At 66.7% G+C, this 17869-nt stretch carries 14 protein-coding genes; 10 read left to right on the top strand and 4 right to left on the bottom strand.

Features of this window, described 5'->3' with window-relative positions:
• Positions 1 to 51 precede the first annotated feature (51 nt).
• The 3 genes from TV39_RS16040 to TV39_RS16030 all read right to left on the bottom strand — a co-directional run bounded on the left by TV39_RS16040 (position 52) and on the right by TV39_RS16030 (position 3478).
• Positions 52 to 732 (bottom strand): FadR/GntR family transcriptional regulator, encoded by a 681-nt coding sequence (locus TV39_RS16040; RefSeq protein ID WP_043483376.1) that lies wholly within the window; start codon positions 730 to 732, stop codon positions 52 to 54.
• Entirely contained in the window at positions 729 to 1958 is a 1230-nt protein-coding gene (locus tag TV39_RS16035) for an MFS transporter (RefSeq protein ID WP_043483374.1), read from the bottom strand. The genes TV39_RS16040 and TV39_RS16035 overlap by 4 nt, the downstream gene beginning before the upstream one ends.
• Positions 1959 to 2035: 77 nt before the next feature.
• On the bottom strand, positions 2036 to 3478 hold the full coding sequence (locus TV39_RS16030) for a PucR family transcriptional regulator (RefSeq protein WP_043483371.1): 1443 nt from the start codon (positions 3476 to 3478) through the stop codon (positions 2036 to 2038).
• A 168-nt stretch (positions 3479 to 3646) separates the two neighbouring features.
• Here TV39_RS16030 and TV39_RS16025 point away from each other — a divergent pair, with 168 nt between their 5' ends.
• The 3 genes from TV39_RS16025 to TV39_RS16015 all read left to right on the top strand — a co-directional run bounded on the left by TV39_RS16025 (position 3647) and on the right by TV39_RS16015 (position 7561).
• On the top strand, positions 3647 to 5077 hold the full coding sequence (locus tag TV39_RS16025) for a gamma-aminobutyraldehyde dehydrogenase (RefSeq protein ID WP_043483403.1): 1431 nt from the start codon (positions 3647 to 3649) through the stop codon (positions 5075 to 5077).
• Positions 5078 to 5128: 51 nt separating this feature from the next.
• Positions 5129 to 6484, top strand: coding sequence for a 4-aminobutyrate--2-oxoglutarate transaminase (gabT, locus tag TV39_RS16020; protein WP_043483368.1), 1356 nt, complete (start codon positions 5129 to 5131; stop codon positions 6482 to 6484).
• Between the two features lie 207 nt (positions 6485 to 6691).
• Positions 6692 to 7561, top strand: a complete 870-nt coding sequence (locus TV39_RS16015; protein WP_043483365.1) for a universal stress protein — start codon at positions 6692 to 6694, stop codon at positions 7559 to 7561.
• A gap of 109 nt (positions 7562 to 7670) precedes the next feature.
• Here TV39_RS16015 and rarD read toward each other — a convergent pair whose 3' ends face one another.
• On the bottom strand, positions 7671 to 8738 hold the full coding sequence (gene rarD / locus TV39_RS16010; RefSeq protein ID WP_043483362.1) for an EamA family transporter RarD: 1068 nt from the start codon (positions 8736 to 8738) through the stop codon (positions 7671 to 7673).
• Positions 8739 to 8860: 122 nt separating this feature from the next.
• Between rarD and TV39_RS16005 the strand changes: the two genes are divergently transcribed.
• From TV39_RS16005 to TV39_RS15975, 7 genes are all read left to right on the top strand, one after another.
• Positions 8861 to 9871 (top strand): DNA topoisomerase IB, encoded by a 1011-nt coding sequence (locus TV39_RS16005; RefSeq protein WP_043483359.1) that lies wholly within the window; start codon positions 8861 to 8863, stop codon positions 9869 to 9871.
• Positions 9872 to 9939: 68 nt separating this feature from the next.
• Entirely contained in the window at positions 9940 to 11409 is a 1470-nt protein-coding gene (locus TV39_RS16000; RefSeq protein WP_043483356.1) for an FAD-dependent oxidoreductase, read from the top strand.
• A gap of 100 nt (positions 11410 to 11509) precedes the next feature.
• Positions 11510 to 12913, top strand: coding sequence for a helix-turn-helix domain-containing protein (locus tag TV39_RS15995; RefSeq protein ID WP_043483353.1), 1404 nt, complete (start codon positions 11510 to 11512; stop codon positions 12911 to 12913).
• 126 nt (positions 12914 to 13039) lie between these two features.
• Complete coding sequence (gene exaC / locus TV39_RS15990; RefSeq protein WP_043483350.1) at positions 13040 to 14563, top strand: acetaldehyde dehydrogenase ExaC; 1524 nt, start codon at positions 13040 to 13042, stop codon at positions 14561 to 14563.
• 136 nt (positions 14564 to 14699) lie between these two features.
• Positions 14700 to 15722 (top strand): alcohol dehydrogenase AdhP, encoded by a 1023-nt coding sequence (adhP, locus tag TV39_RS15985; protein WP_200891041.1) that lies wholly within the window; start codon positions 14700 to 14702, stop codon positions 15720 to 15722.
• The gene (locus TV39_RS15980; RefSeq protein WP_043483344.1) at positions 15722 to 16129 is read left to right on the top strand and encodes a DUF779 domain-containing protein; all 408 of its coding nucleotides are present in this window, start codon (positions 15722 to 15724) and stop codon (positions 16127 to 16129) included. The genes adhP and TV39_RS15980 overlap by 1 nt, the downstream gene beginning before the upstream one ends.
• A gap of 174 nt (positions 16130 to 16303) precedes the next feature.
• On the top strand, positions 16304 to 17845 hold the full coding sequence (locus tag TV39_RS15975; RefSeq protein ID WP_043483342.1) for an amino acid permease: 1542 nt from the start codon (positions 16304 to 16306) through the stop codon (positions 17843 to 17845).
• Positions 17846 to 17869 lie beyond the last annotated feature (24 nt).

The raw sequence follows: 17869 nt of genomic DNA, 5'->3' as shown, positions 1-17869 counted from the left end.
CCTCCCGCCGGGCGGCCGCCCCGGCCTCCCGCTGGGCGGCGGCAGCCCCGGCTATACCCCGAGCCACTCCGCGCAGGAGTTCAGGTTCCGGTTGACGCTGTCCACGGCGGCGGCTTCATCGTGCGCCTCGATGGCTTCCACCAGCTCGCCGTGCCCTTCGTCGGGTAGTCCGTTGAAGCCGCTGCGGCGCTGCTGCCGAAGCAGGTCCGCGTGGAACACGCCGCCGAAGCTCACATACAGCTCGTGCAGCAGCGGATTCCCGGATGCCTGCGCCACCAGAACATGGAAGTCCCAGTCGGCGCGTGCCCAGGCGGCGTAGTCCTCGGAGTTCCAGGCGTCGCGGCGCTCCGTGAGCAGGGCCTTCAGGGCGGCAAGGTGTTCCGGCTTGGCGTTGCGGGCTGCCAGCCGGGCCGCCTGGGTGTCCAGGCCTATGCGGACCTCGAGAATGTGTTCCTGGGTGTGGTCCTTGTACATCCGCTGCGCAGCGCCGGAGATCTCGCTGGTTGCCCGGACGTAGGTGCCGTCGCCGCGGCGGACTTCCAGCATTCCGCTGTGGGCCAGCGCCTTGATGGCCTCGCGCAGGGTGCCCCGCGATACGCCCAGTCGGGCCATCAGTTCGGGCTCGGCGGGGATCTTCTGCTGCAGCTTCCATTCGCCGGAGTGGATCATCCCGCGGAGCTTGTCCGTGATTTCGTCGGCCAGTACGGGCCGGTGCGAAGCTGTGAGGGTCATTGCCGGGTCCTTGCCGTCAGTAGGTGCCCCACCACGATCTGGGCCAGGGCGATGGCGAGCAGCAACACCAAGGGTACCGTCCAGCCGCCCGTGGCGCTGTGCAGCAGGCCCATGCCGAACGGACCGGCCGTGGCGAGCAGGTAGCCCACTGACTGTGCCAGCGTGGACATGGCGGTGGTTTCCGCCGTCGTGCGCCCGCTGCGGCTGATCATCACCATGACCAGCGGGAAGATGCCCAGCCCGAATCCCAGCAGCACTGCCGGGACGGCGGCCAGCATGGCAGGCAGCAGCATCAGGGCGGCCACGCCCAGGAGCATGGTGACGCTGGCGAGGTAGAAAGCCGGGCGCAGCATCCCCGGCCGGGATCCTATGGCGATCAGCACCATGCCGGCCGGCACTGAGACCAACTGCATCAGCCCGAACATCAGCCCGCTGTCCGTCGCGGTCAGCCCGGTGGTGGTGAGCATGTACGGGAACCAGCTGAGCACGGCGTAGGCGAGCAGTGCCTGAAGCGTGAAGATTGCGGTGAGCAGCGCGCCCGTGCGGGTCCGCAGGAGCGGCCACGGGGAAACGTTGGTGCCCCGGCCCGGCGCGGCATTCCGGTGTGCGTGGAGGGCCACCGGCAGGAAGCCCAGGAAGGCGGCCACGGAGAGCAGGCCGATGGCGCCCAGTCCCGCCGACGCCGACCCAAGCATCTGGGCAACCGGAACCACCAGCACGGCCGTGACTGTGGCGCCCGTGGTCATGGTGACCGTGTAGAGCGCCGTCATGAGGGACGTGCGGTGCGCGTAGTGCTCGCGGATGAATGACGGCATGGCTACGTTGCAGACGGCGAGCCCGGACATGCCCACCACCGTCCCGGCCAGCAGCATGCCGGTGGACGGGATGCCGCGCAGCAGCAGTCCCGCGGCCAGCATTCCCAGCGAGAGCAGGATGGCTTTTTCCACGCCCATCCGGCGCGTCAGCCAGGACGTGGCCGCGCCGGCCACCGCAAAGCACAGGGTGGGAATGGAAGGGATGACGGCGGCGATGAACGCCCCGTAGCCCAGGACTTCCTGGAGGTCGTGGAGCAGGGCGGCGGCTCCGGTGATGCCGGCGCGAAGGTTCAGCCCGATCAGCACCACGGCAACAATCCCGAGGACGACGACGGCGCGCGGCCGGGCTGCGCCGGTCCGTGCGGCGGGTGGGGTGTCAGTTCCGGGAGGTGCCGTCGTCGTGGTTGCCATACTTAAACATTAGACGTTAGACGTTTGATGTTTGTAAAGATGTGGCAGGGATCTCCGGAGGGCCCGGCCGCCGCCTCCTACCGCTGCTGACGGTGGTTCAGCCGCTGCACGGCCAGTGCCAGCCAGAGCTGCACGCGGTCCTGGGTCTGGGCGGGGTCGTAGCCCGTCAGTTCGGTGATCTGTGCCAGCCGGTACCGGACGGTGTTGCGGTGCAGCGTCAGCGCTTCGGCGACGGCGGCCACCGAGCCGTTGTTGTTCAGGTAGCTTTCCAGCGTGGCCATGAGTTCGGCCCCGTGCAGGGCGTCGAAGTTCCGAAGCGGGTTGAGGGACTCGTTCGCCATGTCCGCCAGCGGCACGTCCTCGCTGGCCAGCAGCAGCGATGTCAGGCTGAGCCGTTCGGGCTCGTTGACGGGCAGCCCGTGGCTTGCCGCGTCGCGGGCCTCGAAGTAGCTCCAGCGCAGCCCGTTCGGTTTGGTGTAGGCCCCGCCGATGCCGATCGTGGCGTGGATGCCGGCCTCGGCAAGATGGTCGCTGAGGCCCTTGGCCAGCGCACTGGCACCGCTGCCGTCGTCCGTGACAACAACCACCAGGTCCTTCCCGACGACGGCAGTCACCCCGTGCTCCAACGGCCGCGGCACGGAGGAACTCGCCAGCTGCTTGGGGTGCGCCGCGGACTCGGCCAGCAGGACAACGTTTTTCCGGGTGCTGTTGACACCGATGCCGGCAAGCCGCCGGGACGCCTCGCTGGCCTCCAGGGTCCCGTGGATCACGTCCTCCAGGACCTGGCCGGACAGCGCCCGCTGGGCCTGCCGCTGCTTGACCATGTTGTTCAGTTCCACGCTGATCAGGTTCTGCGCGTACCCCACGATGCCGGAATCCTCGAAGGGCTGCCGGGCCCAGAGCGTGCAGGCGTCCCGCCGGCCGGTGGGGATGGGATAGGACGCCCAGGTGTCCGCAGTGGGTGCCGGGTTCCCGGGCACGCTGTTGTAGAGCTGCGCCGTGAACTGGGTCAGCACAATATCCGTGCGCAGCATGGAGCCGAGGTTCTTGAGGAGTTCGGAGAGGCCGCCGCCGGTCAGCAGGGCGCGGGCCAGGATCTGGTGGCCCGCAATGAGCCGTTCCAGCTTGGCGTAATGATCCGCCGACTGGGCATCCGCCACCAGCTTGGTGATCGCAATGAAGGGTGTCTCGTAGGGGACCTCCACCACGGGAAGGCCCCAGCGGTTGGCCTCGGCAATCAGTGCCGGCGGAACGGCGTCGTGCGTCAGCCCCACCCCGAAGCCGATCCCCACCGCGCCTGCCCGCTGCACCTGCCGCACGAAGCGGCGCTGCTCCGGGGCCGACTTCAGCCGCATGCCGGTGGTGAGCACCAGCTCGCCGCCGTTGAGGAAGCGCTGCGGGTCCTCCTGCTCGGTAACGGCGACCCAATGGATGTCCTGGTGCCACGTGGTTTCGGCGAGGCCGGATTTCACGAGCTGGAGCGACTGCACGCCCAGCAGGGCGGCGAGGGAAATTGCCATGAAATCAGGATAGCCGCGTGCTGGGCAACCGCACTAAAGGATTCCGGAGAAGGTGTGCAGGTGGCTATTCCCTGCGTATCGGCGCTGGCATAGGCTCGTGAGCAGTCGCAACACTGCGCCGGTTTTGGAACCGGCCGCAGACACCCCGCAGGAAAGAGGTTGAACACCGTGGTCCAAACCTTGCAGAACTTCATCAACGGCGAGTTCGTCACGCCCGCCGGCACCGGACTGCTGGACATCGTGAACCCCGCCACCGGCGAAGTGGTGGCGAAATCGCCCATCTCCGTGCAGGCCGACGTCGACGCCGCCATGACGGCGGCCAGCGAGGCATTCAAGACCTGGAAGCACGTCACCCCGGGCCAGCGCCAGCTCATGCTCCTCAAGCTTGCCGACGCCGTCGAGGCCAACAGCGACGAACTCGTCGAGGCCCAGCACCGCAACACCGGCCAGGTCCGCAGCCTCATCGCTTCCGAGGAAGTGGCCGCCGGCGCCGACCAGCTCCGCTTCTTCGCCGGCGCCGCCCGCATCCTCGAAGGCAAGTCCGCCGGCGAGTACTTCGAAGGCCACACCTCCTACGTGCGCCGCGAACCCATTGGCGTCGTGGCCCAGGTGGCCCCCTGGAACTACCCGTTCCTGATGGCCATCTGGAAGATCGGCCCCGCACTCGCCGCCGGCAACACCGTGGTGCTCAAGCCCTCGGACACCACGCCGGAATCCACCCTGGTCCTGGCCCGCCTCGCCGGCGGGATCTTCCCGGCAGGCGTCCTCAACGTGATCCTGGGCACCGGCGAAACCGGCGCCATGATGGTGGAGCACAAGGTCCCCGGCCTGGTTTCCATCACCGGATCCGTCCGCGCCGGCATCGCCGTCGCGTCGGGAGCGGCCAAGGGCCTCAAGCGCGCGCACCTGGAGCTCGGCGGCAAAGCCCCGGCCATCGTCTTCAAGGATGCCGACATCAAGAAGAGTGCCGCGGCCATCGCCGAATTCGCTTTCTTCAACGCCGGCCAGGACTGCACGGCCATCACCCGGGTGCTGGTGGAGGACTCCGTTCACGACGACGTCGTGGCAGCCATGGTGGAACACACCAAGACCCTGCACACCGGCTCGCAGAACGACGAAGACAACTACTTCGGCCCGCTGAACAACGTAAACCACTTCAACGCCGTCACGTCGGTGGTGGAGCACCTGCCGGAGAACTGCAAGATCGTTACCGGCGGCCACCGCGCGGGGGAGAAGGGCTTCTTCTTCGAACCCACCATCATCACCGGTGCCAAGCAGACGGATGACGTCGTCCAGAAGGAAACCTTCGGGCCGGTCATCACCGTCCAGAAGTTCAGCACGGAGGCTGAAGCCGTGGAGCTGGCGAACGACGTCGACTACGCCCTGGCGTCCAGCGTCTGGACCACCGACCACGGCACGGCCATGCGCGTCAGCCGCGACCTGGACTTCGGCGCGGTGTGGATCAACACCCACATCCTGCTGACCGCCGAAATGCCCCACGGAGGCTTCAAGCAGTCCGGCTACGGCAAGGACCTCTCCATGTACGGCGTCGAGGATTACACGCGCATCAAGCACGTGATGAGTGCACTCGACGCCTGATCCAGCTTCTTCCCACGCCTCATCCCCAGCTTTAAAGAAAGGGCTTCTCCCATGACCACCACCGCAAGTGACATTACCTACCGTCTCGAGCAGAAGCGCCGCGTCCAGGCGGACTTCCCGGGCCCCAAGTCCGTCGCCCTGACCGAACGCCGCAAGGCCGTTGTGGCTGCCGGCGTCGCCTCCAGCGTCCCCGTCTATGTTGCGGACGCCGACGGCGGCATCATCCACGACGTTGACGGCAACTCCTTCATCGACCTCGGCTCCGGCATCGCCGTGACCAGCGTCGGGGCATCCGATCCCGCCGTCGTCGGCGCCGTGAAGGAAGCGGTGGAGCACTTCACGCACACCTGCTTCATGGTCACCCCGTACGAAGGCTACGTTGCCGTCGCCGAGCAGCTGAACCGCCTCACCCCGGGCGACCACGAGAAGCGCACGGTGCTGTTCAACTCCGGCGCCGAAGCCGTGGAAAACGCCGTCAAGGTGGCCCGCCTGGCCACCGGCCGTGACGCCGTCGTCGCCTTTGACCACGCTTACCACGGCCGTACCAACCTGACCATGGCGCTGACCGCGAAGGCCATGCCGTACAAGACCAACTTCGGCCCGTTCGCGCCCGAGGTCTACCGCATGCCGATGAGCTACCCGTTCCGCGAGGAAAACCCTGCGATCACCGGTGCCGAGGCCGCCAAGCGCGCCATCACCGCGATTGAGAAGCAGATCGGCGGCGAGCAGGTCGCCGCGATCATCATCGAACCGATCCAGGGCGAGGGCGGCTTCATCGTCCCGGCCGACGGCTTCCTGCCGGCCCTTGCCGCGTGGGCCAAGGAAAAGGGCATCGTCTTCATCGCCGACGAAGTCCAGTCCGGCTTCTGCCGCACGGGCGAATGGTTCGCCGTCAACCACGAAGGTGTTGTTCCGGACATCATCACCATGGCCAAGGGCATCGCCGGCGGCATGCCGCTGTCCGCCATCACCGGCCGCGCCGACCTGCTCGACGCGGTCCACCCGGGCGGCCTCGGCGGCACCTACGGCGGCAACCCGGTTGCCTGTGCCGCCGCCCTGGCGTCAATCGGCTCCATGGAGGAATACGACCTCAACGCCCGTGCCAAGCACATCGAGGAACTGGCCACCGCACGCCTCCGCGAACTGCAGGGTGAGGTGTCCGTCATCGGCGACATCCGCGGCCGCGGCGCCATGCTGGCCATCGAACTCGTGCAGGCCGGATCCAAGGAACCGAACCCGGAACTGACCAAGGCCGTTGCCGCCGCCTGCCTCAAGGAAGGCGTCATCATCCTCACCTGCGGCACCTACGGCAACGTGATCCGGCTGCTGCCGCCGCTGGTCATCGGCGACGAGCTGCTGATGGACGGCCTCGAGGTGCTGGCTGCTGCCATCAAGGCGCACGCTTAGCCAAGAATCTTTGCGAATGGAAGAGCCGCGGACCCACGGTCCGCGGCTCTTCTGTTGGTGCTGCTGCGGGAGCCAGGAAATCACCTCTGATTGTGCCGGTGTGGGCTAGAGTCAGCAGTACCACTGCAGGAACGCAGACCGGCCGACGTCGCCCGGGCACCCCGGGCGAGGCTGGATTCTGCCCCAGACTCACAAAGGGGTTCACCCATGCGATACGTAGTTGGCTACACACCAAACGAGCGCGGCGCCGATGCAGTTGCCCTGGCGTCCGCATTGGCCCGGGCGCAGGGCGCGCAGCTCGACCTCGTCTATGTGGTGGACAAGGGACTGCACGTTGCGCACGAGGTGGCGAGCGGCCATGACCTCGCCCGCGAACAGGCCGTGAAGGATGCGCAGCGCGAAGGGCTCGGCCTGGTCGCGGAGGACGTCCCCGTCGAATTTCACGTACGCCACGCGGAGTCGTTCGCTGCGGGCCTGATTGAAGCCGCGGTCGACATCGAAGCCGGCCTCATCGTGGTCGGCGCGGCAAGCAACGGTCTGTTCAAACGCCACACCATCGGCAGCGTGGCCAACGCACTGCTTCACGCTTCCCCGGTGCCGGTGGCGCTTGCCCCGCGCGGCTACCGCCGGACCGAGCCAATATCCCGGCTGACCCTCGCCGTCGGCCAGCGGGCCGGCGCTGACGCCGCGATCGACGTCGCCATCGGATCCGCAGAGCGCCGCGGCGTCCCGCTGCGCATGGTGTCCCTGGTGGAACTGGACGCTGAAGGCGATCCGGGAGAAGTAGTCAACGCGGCTCACGTGCATGCGAACACCGTTCTCACCGAAGCCTCGCGCCGGCTCCCCGAAGGACACAAGGTCGCGGTGGAGGTGGCGCACGGCCGCACCATCGAGGAGTGCATCGACGACCTTGACTGGGATGACGGGGAGATCCTGATCGTGGGATCCTCGCGCCTGGCGGAGCGGAACAAGCTGTTCATCGGCAGCACGGCCAACAAAGTGCTCCGCGCGTTGCCGGTGCCCATGGTGGTCATCCCGCGCGAGTACGAGCGGGTGGACACCGCCATGGCCCCCTGACCCACTGGCTACTTGAGCGGGAACGGATAAGCGCGAACGGGCAGATAATGCCCCCAAAAAGCGAAAAACAGGGCATTATCTGCCCGTTCGCGCGGGGGTCTGTGGGGGCTTAAGTGCCCGTTCGCGCTCCGGCCAGGGCCCGCTTCTTCGCCACGGAGTTGCGGCGGGTCAACGCCAGCATGTCCACCGTCAGCACCAGCAGCGCCAGCCAGACCACGCCGAAGCCGATCCAGCGGTCCAGGGTCATGGTTTCCTTGAACACCACCAGGGCCACGATGAACTGGAGCACGGGGGCGAAGTACTGCAGCAGCCCGATGGTGGTCATGGGCAGGCGGCGGGCGGAGGCTCCAAAAAACAGCAGCGGCACGGCCGTGATCACGCCTGAGGAAACCAGCAGCCAGAAGTGTGTGGAGCCCTGCGTCCCCAGCGTGTTGGTCCCGCTGATTGCCAGGAAGATCATCGTGGCGGCCGCCAGGGGAGTGAGCACCACTGTCTCCATCGTCAGGCTGGTGACGGCGTCGGCCTTGGGCCCGATCCGCTTCTTCACGAACCCGTAGAGCCCGAAGCTCACCGCCAGCGTCAGCGCGATCCAGGGGAGCTTGCCGTACGAAATCGTCAGGACCACTACGGCAATAAAGCCGATCCCGACGGCGGCCCACTGGAGCGGGCGCAGCGTTTCCTTCAGCACGAACACGCCCAGCAGGACGGAGACGAGCGGGTTGATGAAGTAGCCCAGGGACGCCTCCACCGCCTGGCCGGTGGTCACGCCGTAGGTGTACGTCAGCCAGTTCACCGCGATCAGGGCCGCAGCGATGGACAGCGTGCCGAAAACGGTCCGGTCCCGGAAAGCAGCCGCCAGGACCCGCCACGAGCGGGTGACCGTGATCAGGAGGGTGCAGAACACCAGCGACCACACCACCCGGTTGGCGACGATCTCCACCGCGCCGGCGGGCTGCAGGACGAAGAAGTACAGGGGCAGCAGCCCCCAGAGTCCGTAGGCACCAATCCCGAAGAGGACACCCGCCGTCGTGTCCTTGTCCACCGCTTTAAGTTCTACGCCGGGGCGGCGCGGCTGTCCGCCGGAAGCCCCACTGGAATGCCCGCTGGAAGCGGGCGTACCCGTGGTGGTCACGGCAGGTGCTGAGGCAGTTCCGTCGGGTGTAGGCACACGATCAATAACACCACCTCCGCGGGCTGTATTCCGCCAACACGGTACAGATTCCCGTTAGCGATATCCCGGGCACTTGCGGTACTCAGTACGCTTACCATTATGAATTCGCATCCTGAGCGGCCGGCACGATGAGGCTCCGCCACAGTAACGCCTCGGGCAGGGGCTACCGGCGCCTGGCTGCCGGCACCGGCTTCACGTACAAAGACCTGGACGGTTCCACGCTGCCGCCGGGTCCCGTCCGGGAGCGGCTGGAAAGCATCGGCATCCCGCCAGCCTGGACCGATGTGTGGATCGCCCCCTACGACAACGGGCACATCCAGGCCACGGGGCTCGACGCCGTGGGCCGGCGGCAGTACATCTACCACCCCGCCTGGCGGGAAAAGAAGGACCGGCTCAAGTTCGACCGCGCCCTCCAGCTCGCCGAATCCCTGCCGACCGCACGCAGGCTGGTCACCCTGGACCTCCGCAGCGAGGGCTTCTCGCGCGAACGCGTCCTGGCCGGCGCCTTCAGGATGCTGGACACCGGGTCACTGCGGGTGGGATCCGAGCGGTACACCAATGAGAACGGCAGCCACGGCCTGGCCACACTGCTGTGCGCCCACGTGAAGGTGAAGCAGGAGAGCCTCCGGCTCAGTTTTCCGGCCAAGAGCGGGAAGACCTGGGATTCGGAAATCGACGACGCCGACCTTGCCGCCCTGGTCCGCTCGCTCAAGCGGCGCGGCGGGAACGCCAGGCTCCTGGCGTACAAAAACGGGCGCAGCTGGCACCCCGTGGGCAGCTCGGAAATCAACGAGTACGTCAAGGAACGCACGGGCGGGGATTTCACCGCCAAGGACTTCCGGACGCTCCGCGGCACCGTGGCGGCTGCCGTCAGCCTGGCCCGGACCGGGCCGCAGGCCACGGTGGCTGCGAGGAAACGGGCCATCAGCCTGGCGATGCAGGACGCTGCCGCTGTGCTGGGGAACACGCCGTCGATCGCCCGGAAAAGCTACGTGGATCCGCGGCTGCTGGATCACTTTTCCGCGGGGGAGACGATCGACCCCCGCCGGACGGGTTCGGCGGAAGCGGAACTGCGCGCCATGCTGTACCGGGAAGGCGACGTCGTATCCCTCAACAGCTCCCCGAAGAAAGCGGGCTGAGCAACTAGAATGGGGGAATTGTGCGCTCAGTGACTTGGCGCAGTCTCTCAGTTCCAGAAGGGCTCCCGGTGTCCAATTCGGCCGAAACCACTCCCAAACGTCCCCTCCGCGTCGCGATCGTCGGCGCCGGACCGGCCGGCGTCTACGCCGCGGACATCCTGACCAAGTCCAATGAGGTCAAGGACGGCGACTTCGAAGTCAGCATCGACCTTTTCGAGGCCTACCCTGCCCCGTACGGCCTGATCCGATACGGTGTGGCTCCGGACCACCCGCGCATCAAGGGCATCGTGAACGCCCTGCACAAGGTCCTGGACCGCGGTGACATCCGGTTCCTGGGCAACGTGACATACGGCCGTGACCTGAAACTCCACGATTTCCGCGCCTTCTACGACGCCGTGATCTTTTCCACCGGCGCCATCAAGGACGCCGACCTCAACGTCCCCGGCGTCGAGCTTGAAGGATCGTTCGGCGGCGCCGACTTCGTCTCCTGGTACGACGGCCACCCCGACGTGCCGCGCGAATGGCCACTGGAGGCCAAGGAAATCGCCGTGATCGGCAACGGCAACGTTGCCCTGGACGTGGCCCGCATGCTGGTGAAGCACGCGGACGAACTGCTGTCCACGGAAATCCCGGACAACGTCTACCAGGCGCTGAAGAAATCCCCGGTCACGGACGTGCACGTGTTCGGCCGCCGCGGCCCCGCCCAGGTGAAGTTCACCCCGCTGGAACTGCGCGAGCTGAGCCACGCCAAGGACGTTGACATTGTGCTCTACCCGGAGGACTTCGAGTTCGATGAAGCGTCCGAGGAAGCCATCCGCAGCAACAACCAGACCAAGACCATGGTCAACACGATGACCAACTGGCTGGTCGAGGAGCACACCGAAGCCGAGGTGCCTTCCTCGCGCCGGCTCCACCTGCACTTCCTGCACAGCCCGGTCGAGATTTATGACGCCGCCGGCAACACCGCCGCCGGCAACACCGCTGCCGCCGGCAAGGTCGCGGGCATCAAGTTCGAGCGGATGCAGCTGGACGGCACCGGCCACGTGAAGGGCACGGGGGAGTACATCGACTACCCCGTCCAGGCCGTCTACCGGGCCATCGGATACCACGGCTCGCCGCTGGACGAACTCGAATACGACGCCAAGGCCGGCGTGATTCCCAACGAAGGCGGCCGCGTGCTGGACGCCGACGGCAACCCCGTTCCGGGAATCTACGCCACCGGCTGGATCAAGCGCGGACCGGTGGGCCTGATCGGGCACACGAAGGGCGACGCCCTGGAAACCATCGGCTGCTTGCTCGAGGACCGGCTGACGCTGCCCCCGGCGCAGGACCCGGACCCGCACGCCATCATCGCCCTGCTCGAGGAGCGCGGCGTGGAGTACACCACCTGGGAAGGCTGGAATAGGCTCGACGCGCACGAAGCAGCCCTCGGGAAGGCGTGGACCGAAGCCGAAGCGGACACCGGCGTCGTGCGGGAACGCATTAAGGTTGTTCCCCGCGAGGAAATGATCCGCATTTCCCGCAGCACCGACGGCTAACCCTGTGGCGGCCGGGCCGGGCGGGAACTAGACTGACCGGACCACGCCACTTCGGCATGACGTCACGCCTGGCACACCGCTGTGCCGGCAGGGGAGTCCAATGAGGAATATCTTGCAGCCGGCTGCCGCGGGCACCGCAGACAGAAACGACGCTGCAGCACTGCTCCAGCGGGATGCGCTGGCGGGCCACGAGCTGCTGACCGGGCCCGGCCCGCTGATCACCGGCAGCGCCGGCGGCCCTGCGGGTGTGCGGGTGCCCGGGCTGCGCAGTCTCGTGGAGGAATCCTGGCAGCGTTCTGTCCAGTTCCGGGCCAACCCGGACAACCCCGAAGCGCCGCTGGCCATGGACCGGGAAGAGCTGGATGAGTACCGCCGGCAGCACCCCCTGGCCACGATCATGCCGGTGATCCATAAGCTCCTGGTCCTGCCCAGCCACGACAGCGGCCTGCTGGTTGCCGTGGGCGATGAAGTGGGCCGGCTCCTGTGGGTGGAAGGCGACGCCGTCATGCAGCGCCGGGCCGAAGGCATGATGTTCGTGGCGGGCGCCGACTGGTCCGAGGCCAGCGTCGGAACCAGCGCCCCGGGCACCGCGCTCGCCGTGGGTCGCAGCATCCAGATTTCCGGCGCCGAACATTACAAGCGGTCGGTCCACCCGTGGAGCTGCACGGCCGTCCCGTTCCATGACCCGGATTCCGGCGCCCTGCTGGGGGTGGTGGACATTACCGGCACCGAGTCCGCCGTCGCACCGCACACGCTGTCCCTCGTGGAGGCAACGGTGGCTGCCGCCCAGGCCCAGTTGCGCGTGGAACGGCTCCAGCTGGCGGCCGCCCGCCAGGCAGCGCCGGCACGACGCCGGACGGCAGCTTCCACGGCACGGACCGCTTCCGCTGCGGGTTCCGGCAGCCTCTACCGCAACAGCCTCCAGCTCCTGGGCCGGGACCAGGCCCTGCTCAGCATCGAGGGCCGCACCGTGGCGCTTTCGGCCCGGCACAGCGAAATCCTGGCGCTGCTCAGCGTTCACCCGGACGGGCTCACCGCCGAGGAACTCTGCACCCTGCTGTACCCGGGAGACGGCTCGTCCATGACCCTGCGGCCCGAGATGGTGCGCCTGCGCAAGGTCCTGCAGCAGCTCAGCCCTGAAGCCGTCCCCGGCTCGCGGCCGTACCGGCTGCCCATGGACCTGATGCCGGATTCCAGCCAGGTCCTCAACTGCCTGCAGCGCGGCGCCCACCGCATCGCGCTGGAGATCTACCGCGGCGCCGTGCTGCCGCGGTCCGAAGCGCCGGGCATCGTGGACCTCCGGGACCGCGTCTCGTCACTGCTGCGCGAAGCGGTGCTCACCGACGGCAGCGCTGATGCGCTGCTGAAGTACGCGGAACTGCCGGAAGCAAAGGACGACGTCGGCGTCCGCACCGCCGCGCTGAAGCTCCTGCCGCCGCGCTCGCCCAAGCGGGCCGCCGTCGTCGCCGACCTCGAACGGCTGGAAACGGAACTCAGCGCCTGAAAGCGCCCCAACGTGAGCTGACTCACATGGTTGCAACCTGACTGCAACCTCCTAGCTCCTACGCTGAATGCAACGGCGGCCGCCAGCACAGGCCGCTGATCATCTTGCACAGCAAAGGAGCTAGCAATGACTGTCTATGCACAGCCCGGTACCGAAGGTTCGAAGGTTACGTTCAAGGACCGCTACGAGAACTGGATCGGCGGCGAGTGGGTTGCCCCCGTCAAGGGCCAGTACTTCGACAACATCACCCCGGTCACGGGCAAGGCATTCTGCGAGGTGGCCCGCGGCACCGCCGAGGACATCGAACTGGCGCTGGATGCCGCGCACAAGGTCGCACCCTCCTGGGGCAAGACCTCGGTAGCCGAGCGCGCAGCCATCCTGAACAAGATCGCGGACCGCATCGACGAGAACCTTGAGATGCTGGCCGTGGCCGAGTCCTGGGACAACGGCAAGCCGATCCGCGAAACCCTCAACGCGGACATTCCGCTGGCCGCCGACCACTTCCGCTACTTTGCCTCCGCCGTCCGCGCCCAGGAGGGCCGCCTGTCTCAGCTCGACGACGACACCACGGCGTACCACTACCACGAGCCGCTCGGCGTCGTCGGCCAGATCATTCCGTGGAACTTCCCCATCCTCATGGCCGTCTGGAAGCTCGCCCCGGCCCTGGCTGCCGGCAACGCCGTGGTCCTCAAGCCGGCCGAGCAGACCCCGTCGTCCATCCTGGTGCTGATGGAGCTCATCGGCGACATCCTTCCCGCCGGCGTCATCAACGTGGTCAACGGCTTCGGCGTCGAGGCCGGCAAGCCGCTCGCCTCCAGCCCCCGGATCCGCAAGATCGCCTTCACCGGCGAAACCACTACGGGCCGCCTGATCAGCCAGTACGCCAGCCAGAACCTGATCCCGGTCACCCTGGAGCTGGGCGGCAAGAGCCCGAACATCTTCTTCAACGATGTTGCCGAAAACAACGACGCGTTCTACGACAAGGCGCAGGAAGGCTTCGCGCTATTCGCGTTCAACCAGGGCGAAGTCTGCACCTGCCCGTCCCGCGCCCTGGTCCAGGAAGACATCTACGACTCCTTCATGGCGGACGCCGTGGCCCGGGTGGAGAAAATGATCCAGGGCAACCCGCTGGACACCGAAACCCAGGTGGGCGCCCAGGCCTCCAACGACCAGCTCGAGAAGATCCTCTCCTACATCGACATCGGAAAGCAGGAGGGCGCCAAGGTGCTCACCGGCGGCGCCCGTGCCGAACTCCCCGGCGACCTAGCCGGTGGCTTCTACGTCCAGCCCACCGTCTTCGAGGGCCACAACAAGATGCGGATCTTCCAGGAGGAGATCTTCGGCCCGGTGGTCTCCGTGACGCGCTTCAGCGACTACAACGACGCCATGGGCATCGCCAACGACACCCTCTACGGCCTCGGCGCCGGCGTCTGGTCCCGCAACGGCAACGTTGCGTACCGGGCAGGCCGGGAAATCCAGGCGGGCCGTGTCTGGGTCAACAACTACCACGCCTACCCGGCCGGTGCCGCGTTCGGCGGGTACAAGTCCTCCGGCATCGGACGTGAGAACCACTCCATGATGCTGGACCACTACCAGCAGACCAAGAACCTCCTGGTCAGCTACAACGAAAACAAGCTCGGCTTCTTCTAGGCCGCTATGAGCCCGGGCGGGGACGGATTGCACGCATCCGTCCCCGCCCGCACCACCTGGCCACCCCTCAGGAAGGCAGCACGACTCTTTACAGCCCCACCCCAAGCAATGCTTTAACGACGCAAGGATTTCGCCAATGACGACGACAATGCAAGCAGCCGTAGTAACCGAATTCGGAAAAGACCTTCAGATCCAGTCCCTCCCCGTTCCCACACCGGGCCGCGGAGAGGCACTGGTCAAGGTCATCACCACCGGCGTCTGCCACACGGACCTTCACGCGGCCGAGGGCGACTGGCCGGTTAAGCCCACACCGCCCTTCATCCCCGGCCACGAAGGCGTGGGTGAAGTGGTGGCCCTCGGCGAGGGTGTCACCGACCTGGCTGTCGGAGACCTCGTGGGCAACGCCTGGCTCTGGTCCGCCTGCGGTGACTGCCAGTACTGCCGCACCGGCTGGGAAACACTGTGCGAAGCCCAGAAGAATGCCGGCTACAGCGTGGACGGGTCCTTCGGCGAGTACATGCTGGTGGACAGCCGCTTCGCCGCCCGCATCCCGGCCGGTTCGGACCCTGTGGAAGTCGCCCCCGTGCTCTGCGCCGGCGTCACTGTCTACAAGGGCCTGAAGATGACCGAAGCCAGGCCCGGAGAGTGGGTCACCATCTCCGGCATCGGCGGACTCGGGCACATCGCCGTGCAGTACGCCGTGGCCATGGGCCTGCGGGTGGCCGCCGTGGACATCGCCGACGACAAGCTCGCCTTGGCCAAGAAGCACGGCGCGGAACTCACCGTCAACGCCCTCCATGAGGACCCGGTGGAAGTCATCCAGCGCGAAACCGGAGGTTGCCATGGAGTCCTGGTTACGGCAGTGCACCCGTCAGCCTTCGGGCAGGCGATCGGGATGGCCCGCCGGGGCGGCACTATCGTGTTCAACGGCCTGCCGCCGGGTGACTTCCCGGCGCCGATCTTCGAGATTGTGCTCAAGGGCCTGACCGTCCGCGGCTCGATCGTGGGAACGCGGCAGGACCTGGAGGAAGCCTTGGATTTCTACGCCCAGGGCAAGATCCACCCCACGGTGTCCACGCGGGAACTTTCGGAAGTGAACGCGGTTCTTGACGAGATGAAGCACGCCAAGATCGACGGCCGCGTGGTGCTGAGGTTCTGATGCCCGGAACCAGGCTGGACGCCGCGGTGACGCTGCCCGGGGAGGACTTCTCCCGGGTGGCGCTCACCGGGGCGGCCGTGGATTTGCTGCGGAAACTCTGGGGCCAGCACGGGCCCCTGATGTTCCATCAGTCCGGCGGCTGCTGTGACGGCTCCTCCCCAATGTGCTATCCGGCGGGGGATTTCATCACCGCCGAGGCCGATGTCCTCCTGGGGCTGTTCGATATTGCCGACGGCGTGGAGCCGAAGACGCTCGAGTTCTGGATGTCCAGGGAGCAGTTCAACTACTGGAGCCACACCCACCTGACCGTGGACGTGGTCCAGGGCCGGGGGAGCGGCTTCTCGGTGGAGGCGCCGGAAGGCAAGCGGTTCCTAATCCGGTCAACGCTGATGGACTGGCCCTCCTGAGCGGCCGGCTCCGATAGCGCGAACGGACAGTTGGGGCCCCTCTCACGAGGACCCCAACTGTCCGTTCGCGCTTTTCCGCGTCTCACTATCTGGGATAAATGTGACCGTCCACTGGATGGACACTACTCTTGATAAGTCTGTTTCCAGCAAGCTATCGAGATTGTGGACTTTCCTATGAACCTTTTCCGGACGAAATCCATCGAGCAGTCGATCGCCGACGCCGATGAACCCGGACGCAAGCTGAAGCGTTCCCTGAGCACGTGGGACCTCATGATCATGGGTGTCGCCGTTGCTGTCGGAGCCGGGATCTTCTCCGTCGGCGCCAAGGCCGCTGCGAACTTTGCCGGCCCCGCCGTCACGGTGTCGTTCGCCATTGCCGCCGTCACCTGCGCGCTGGCCATCATGTGCTACGCCGAATTTGCCACGGCCATCCCGGTTGCAGGTTCGGCCTACGTCTTCACCTACGCCACCATGGGTGAGCTGCTGGCCTGGATCATCGGCTGGAACCTCATCCTGGAACTCTTCACCGCCGGCGCCGTGATCGCCAAGTACTGGGGCATCTACCTCAGCAAAGTCTTCGCACTCATGGGCCTGGATATTCCGCCCGCCATCTCCCTCGGCGGCATCGACCTCTACTGGGGCGCCTTCCTGATCGTGGCCGTCTTCACGGTCCTGCTGGTGCTGGGGACGAAGCTGTCCGCCCGCGTCGGCAACATCTTCACCCTCATCAAGATCGCCGTGGTGCTGTTCGTCATTGTGGTCGGCTTCACGTACGTGAAGTTCGAAAACTACTCGCCGTTTGTCCCCGCTTCCGAACCCACTGCCGCCTCCGGCACCGCCGACGTGCTCAAGCAGTCCTTCTTCGGTTTCCTGACCGGAGCCGTACCGGCGCAGTACGGCACGCTGGGCATCTTTGCCGGCGCGGCGCTCGTCTTCTTCGCCTTCATCGGTTTCGACGTGGTTGCCACCTCGGCAGAAGAGGTCAAGAACCCGCAGAAGACCCTGCCGCGCGGCATCTTCGGCGGCCTGGCCATAGTCACCGTTCTCTACATCCTCGTGTCCCTCGCCCTGACCGGCATGGTGTCCTACACCCAACTGGCGGAGGCCAAGAACCCCACCCTCACCACCGCGTTCGAAGCCGTGGGCAACACCGACGCCGCCAAGGTCATCGCCTTCGGCTCACTGGTGGGCCTCACCACGGTGATCATGGTGCTCCTGATGGGCCTGTCCCGCGTGGTCCTGGCCATGAGCCGCGACGGACTGCTGCCGCGCTCGCTGTCCAAGACCAGCACCATCCGTGCAACACCGGTCCGGCTCCAGGTGATCTGCGGCGCGGCTGTAGCCGTGGTGGCCGGCCTGACCAACGTGGACCTGTTGGAGGAAATGATCAACATCGGCACGCTGTCCGCCTTTGTGATGGTGAGCCTGGGCATCCTGGTCCTGCGGAAGAAGCGCCCGGACCTCAAGCCGGCCTTCCGCGTCCCGTTCGGCAAGGTTCTCCCCGTGGTCTCGGCCCTGCTGTGCCTCTACCTGATGACCAACCTCGCGGTGGAGACGTGGATCTTCTTTGCTATCTGGCTGGTCATCGGTGTGGTGATCTACTTCTCCTACGGCCAGCGGCACTCCCGGCTGAATGAGAAGTTCGCTGAGGCCAAGGCCGCCGTCAATGGCGCCCCGGTCGCAGCGGGGGACGAGGACGCGCTCACCCGCAACTGACTCCGGGGCCCGGAATCCGCTCTG

Origin of the sequence: Arthrobacter sp. SPG23 (assembly GCF_000876655.1) — a bacterium.
Lineage (GTDB): Bacteria > Actinomycetota > Actinomycetes > Actinomycetales > Micrococcaceae > Arthrobacter.
The sequence above is the reverse complement of the archived record's forward strand: the minus strand, read 5'-3'. Positions and strand labels throughout refer to the sequence as shown.

What these genes read in the sequence shown, in the direction of transcription:
- TV39_RS16040 (WP_043483376.1), bottom strand. Translation starts at nt 732, where the DNA reads ATGACCCTCACAGCTTCGCACCGGCCCGTACTGGCCGACGAAATCACG.
- TV39_RS16035 (WP_043483374.1), bottom strand. Translation starts at nt 1,958, where the DNA reads ATGGCAACCACGACGACGGCACCTCCCGGAACTGACACCCCACCCGCC.
- TV39_RS16030 (WP_043483371.1), bottom strand. Translation starts at nt 3,478, where the DNA reads ATGGCAATTTCCCTCGCCGCCCTGCTGGGCGTGCAGTCGCTCCAGCTC.
- gabT (WP_043483368.1), top strand. Translation starts at nt 5,129, where the DNA reads ATGACCACCACCGCAAGTGACATTACCTACCGTCTCGAGCAGAAGCGC.
- TV39_RS16015 (WP_043483365.1), top strand. Translation starts at nt 6,692, where the DNA reads ATGCGATACGTAGTTGGCTACACACCAAACGAGCGCGGCGCCGATGCA.
- TV39_RS16005 (WP_043483359.1), top strand. Translation starts at nt 8,861, where the DNA reads ATGAGGCTCCGCCACAGTAACGCCTCGGGCAGGGGCTACCGGCGCCTG.
- TV39_RS15995 (WP_043483353.1), top strand. Translation starts at nt 11,510, where the DNA reads ATGAGGAATATCTTGCAGCCGGCTGCCGCGGGCACCGCAGACAGAAAC.
- exaC (WP_043483350.1), top strand. Translation starts at nt 13,040, where the DNA reads ATGACTGTCTATGCACAGCCCGGTACCGAAGGTTCGAAGGTTACGTTC.
- adhP (WP_200891041.1), top strand. Translation starts at nt 14,700, where the DNA reads ATGACGACGACAATGCAAGCAGCCGTAGTAACCGAATTCGGAAAAGAC.
- TV39_RS15980 (WP_043483344.1), top strand. Translation starts at nt 15,722, where the DNA reads ATGCCCGGAACCAGGCTGGACGCCGCGGTGACGCTGCCCGGGGAGGAC.
- TV39_RS15975 (WP_043483342.1), top strand. Translation starts at nt 16,304, where the DNA reads ATGAACCTTTTCCGGACGAAATCCATCGAGCAGTCGATCGCCGACGCC.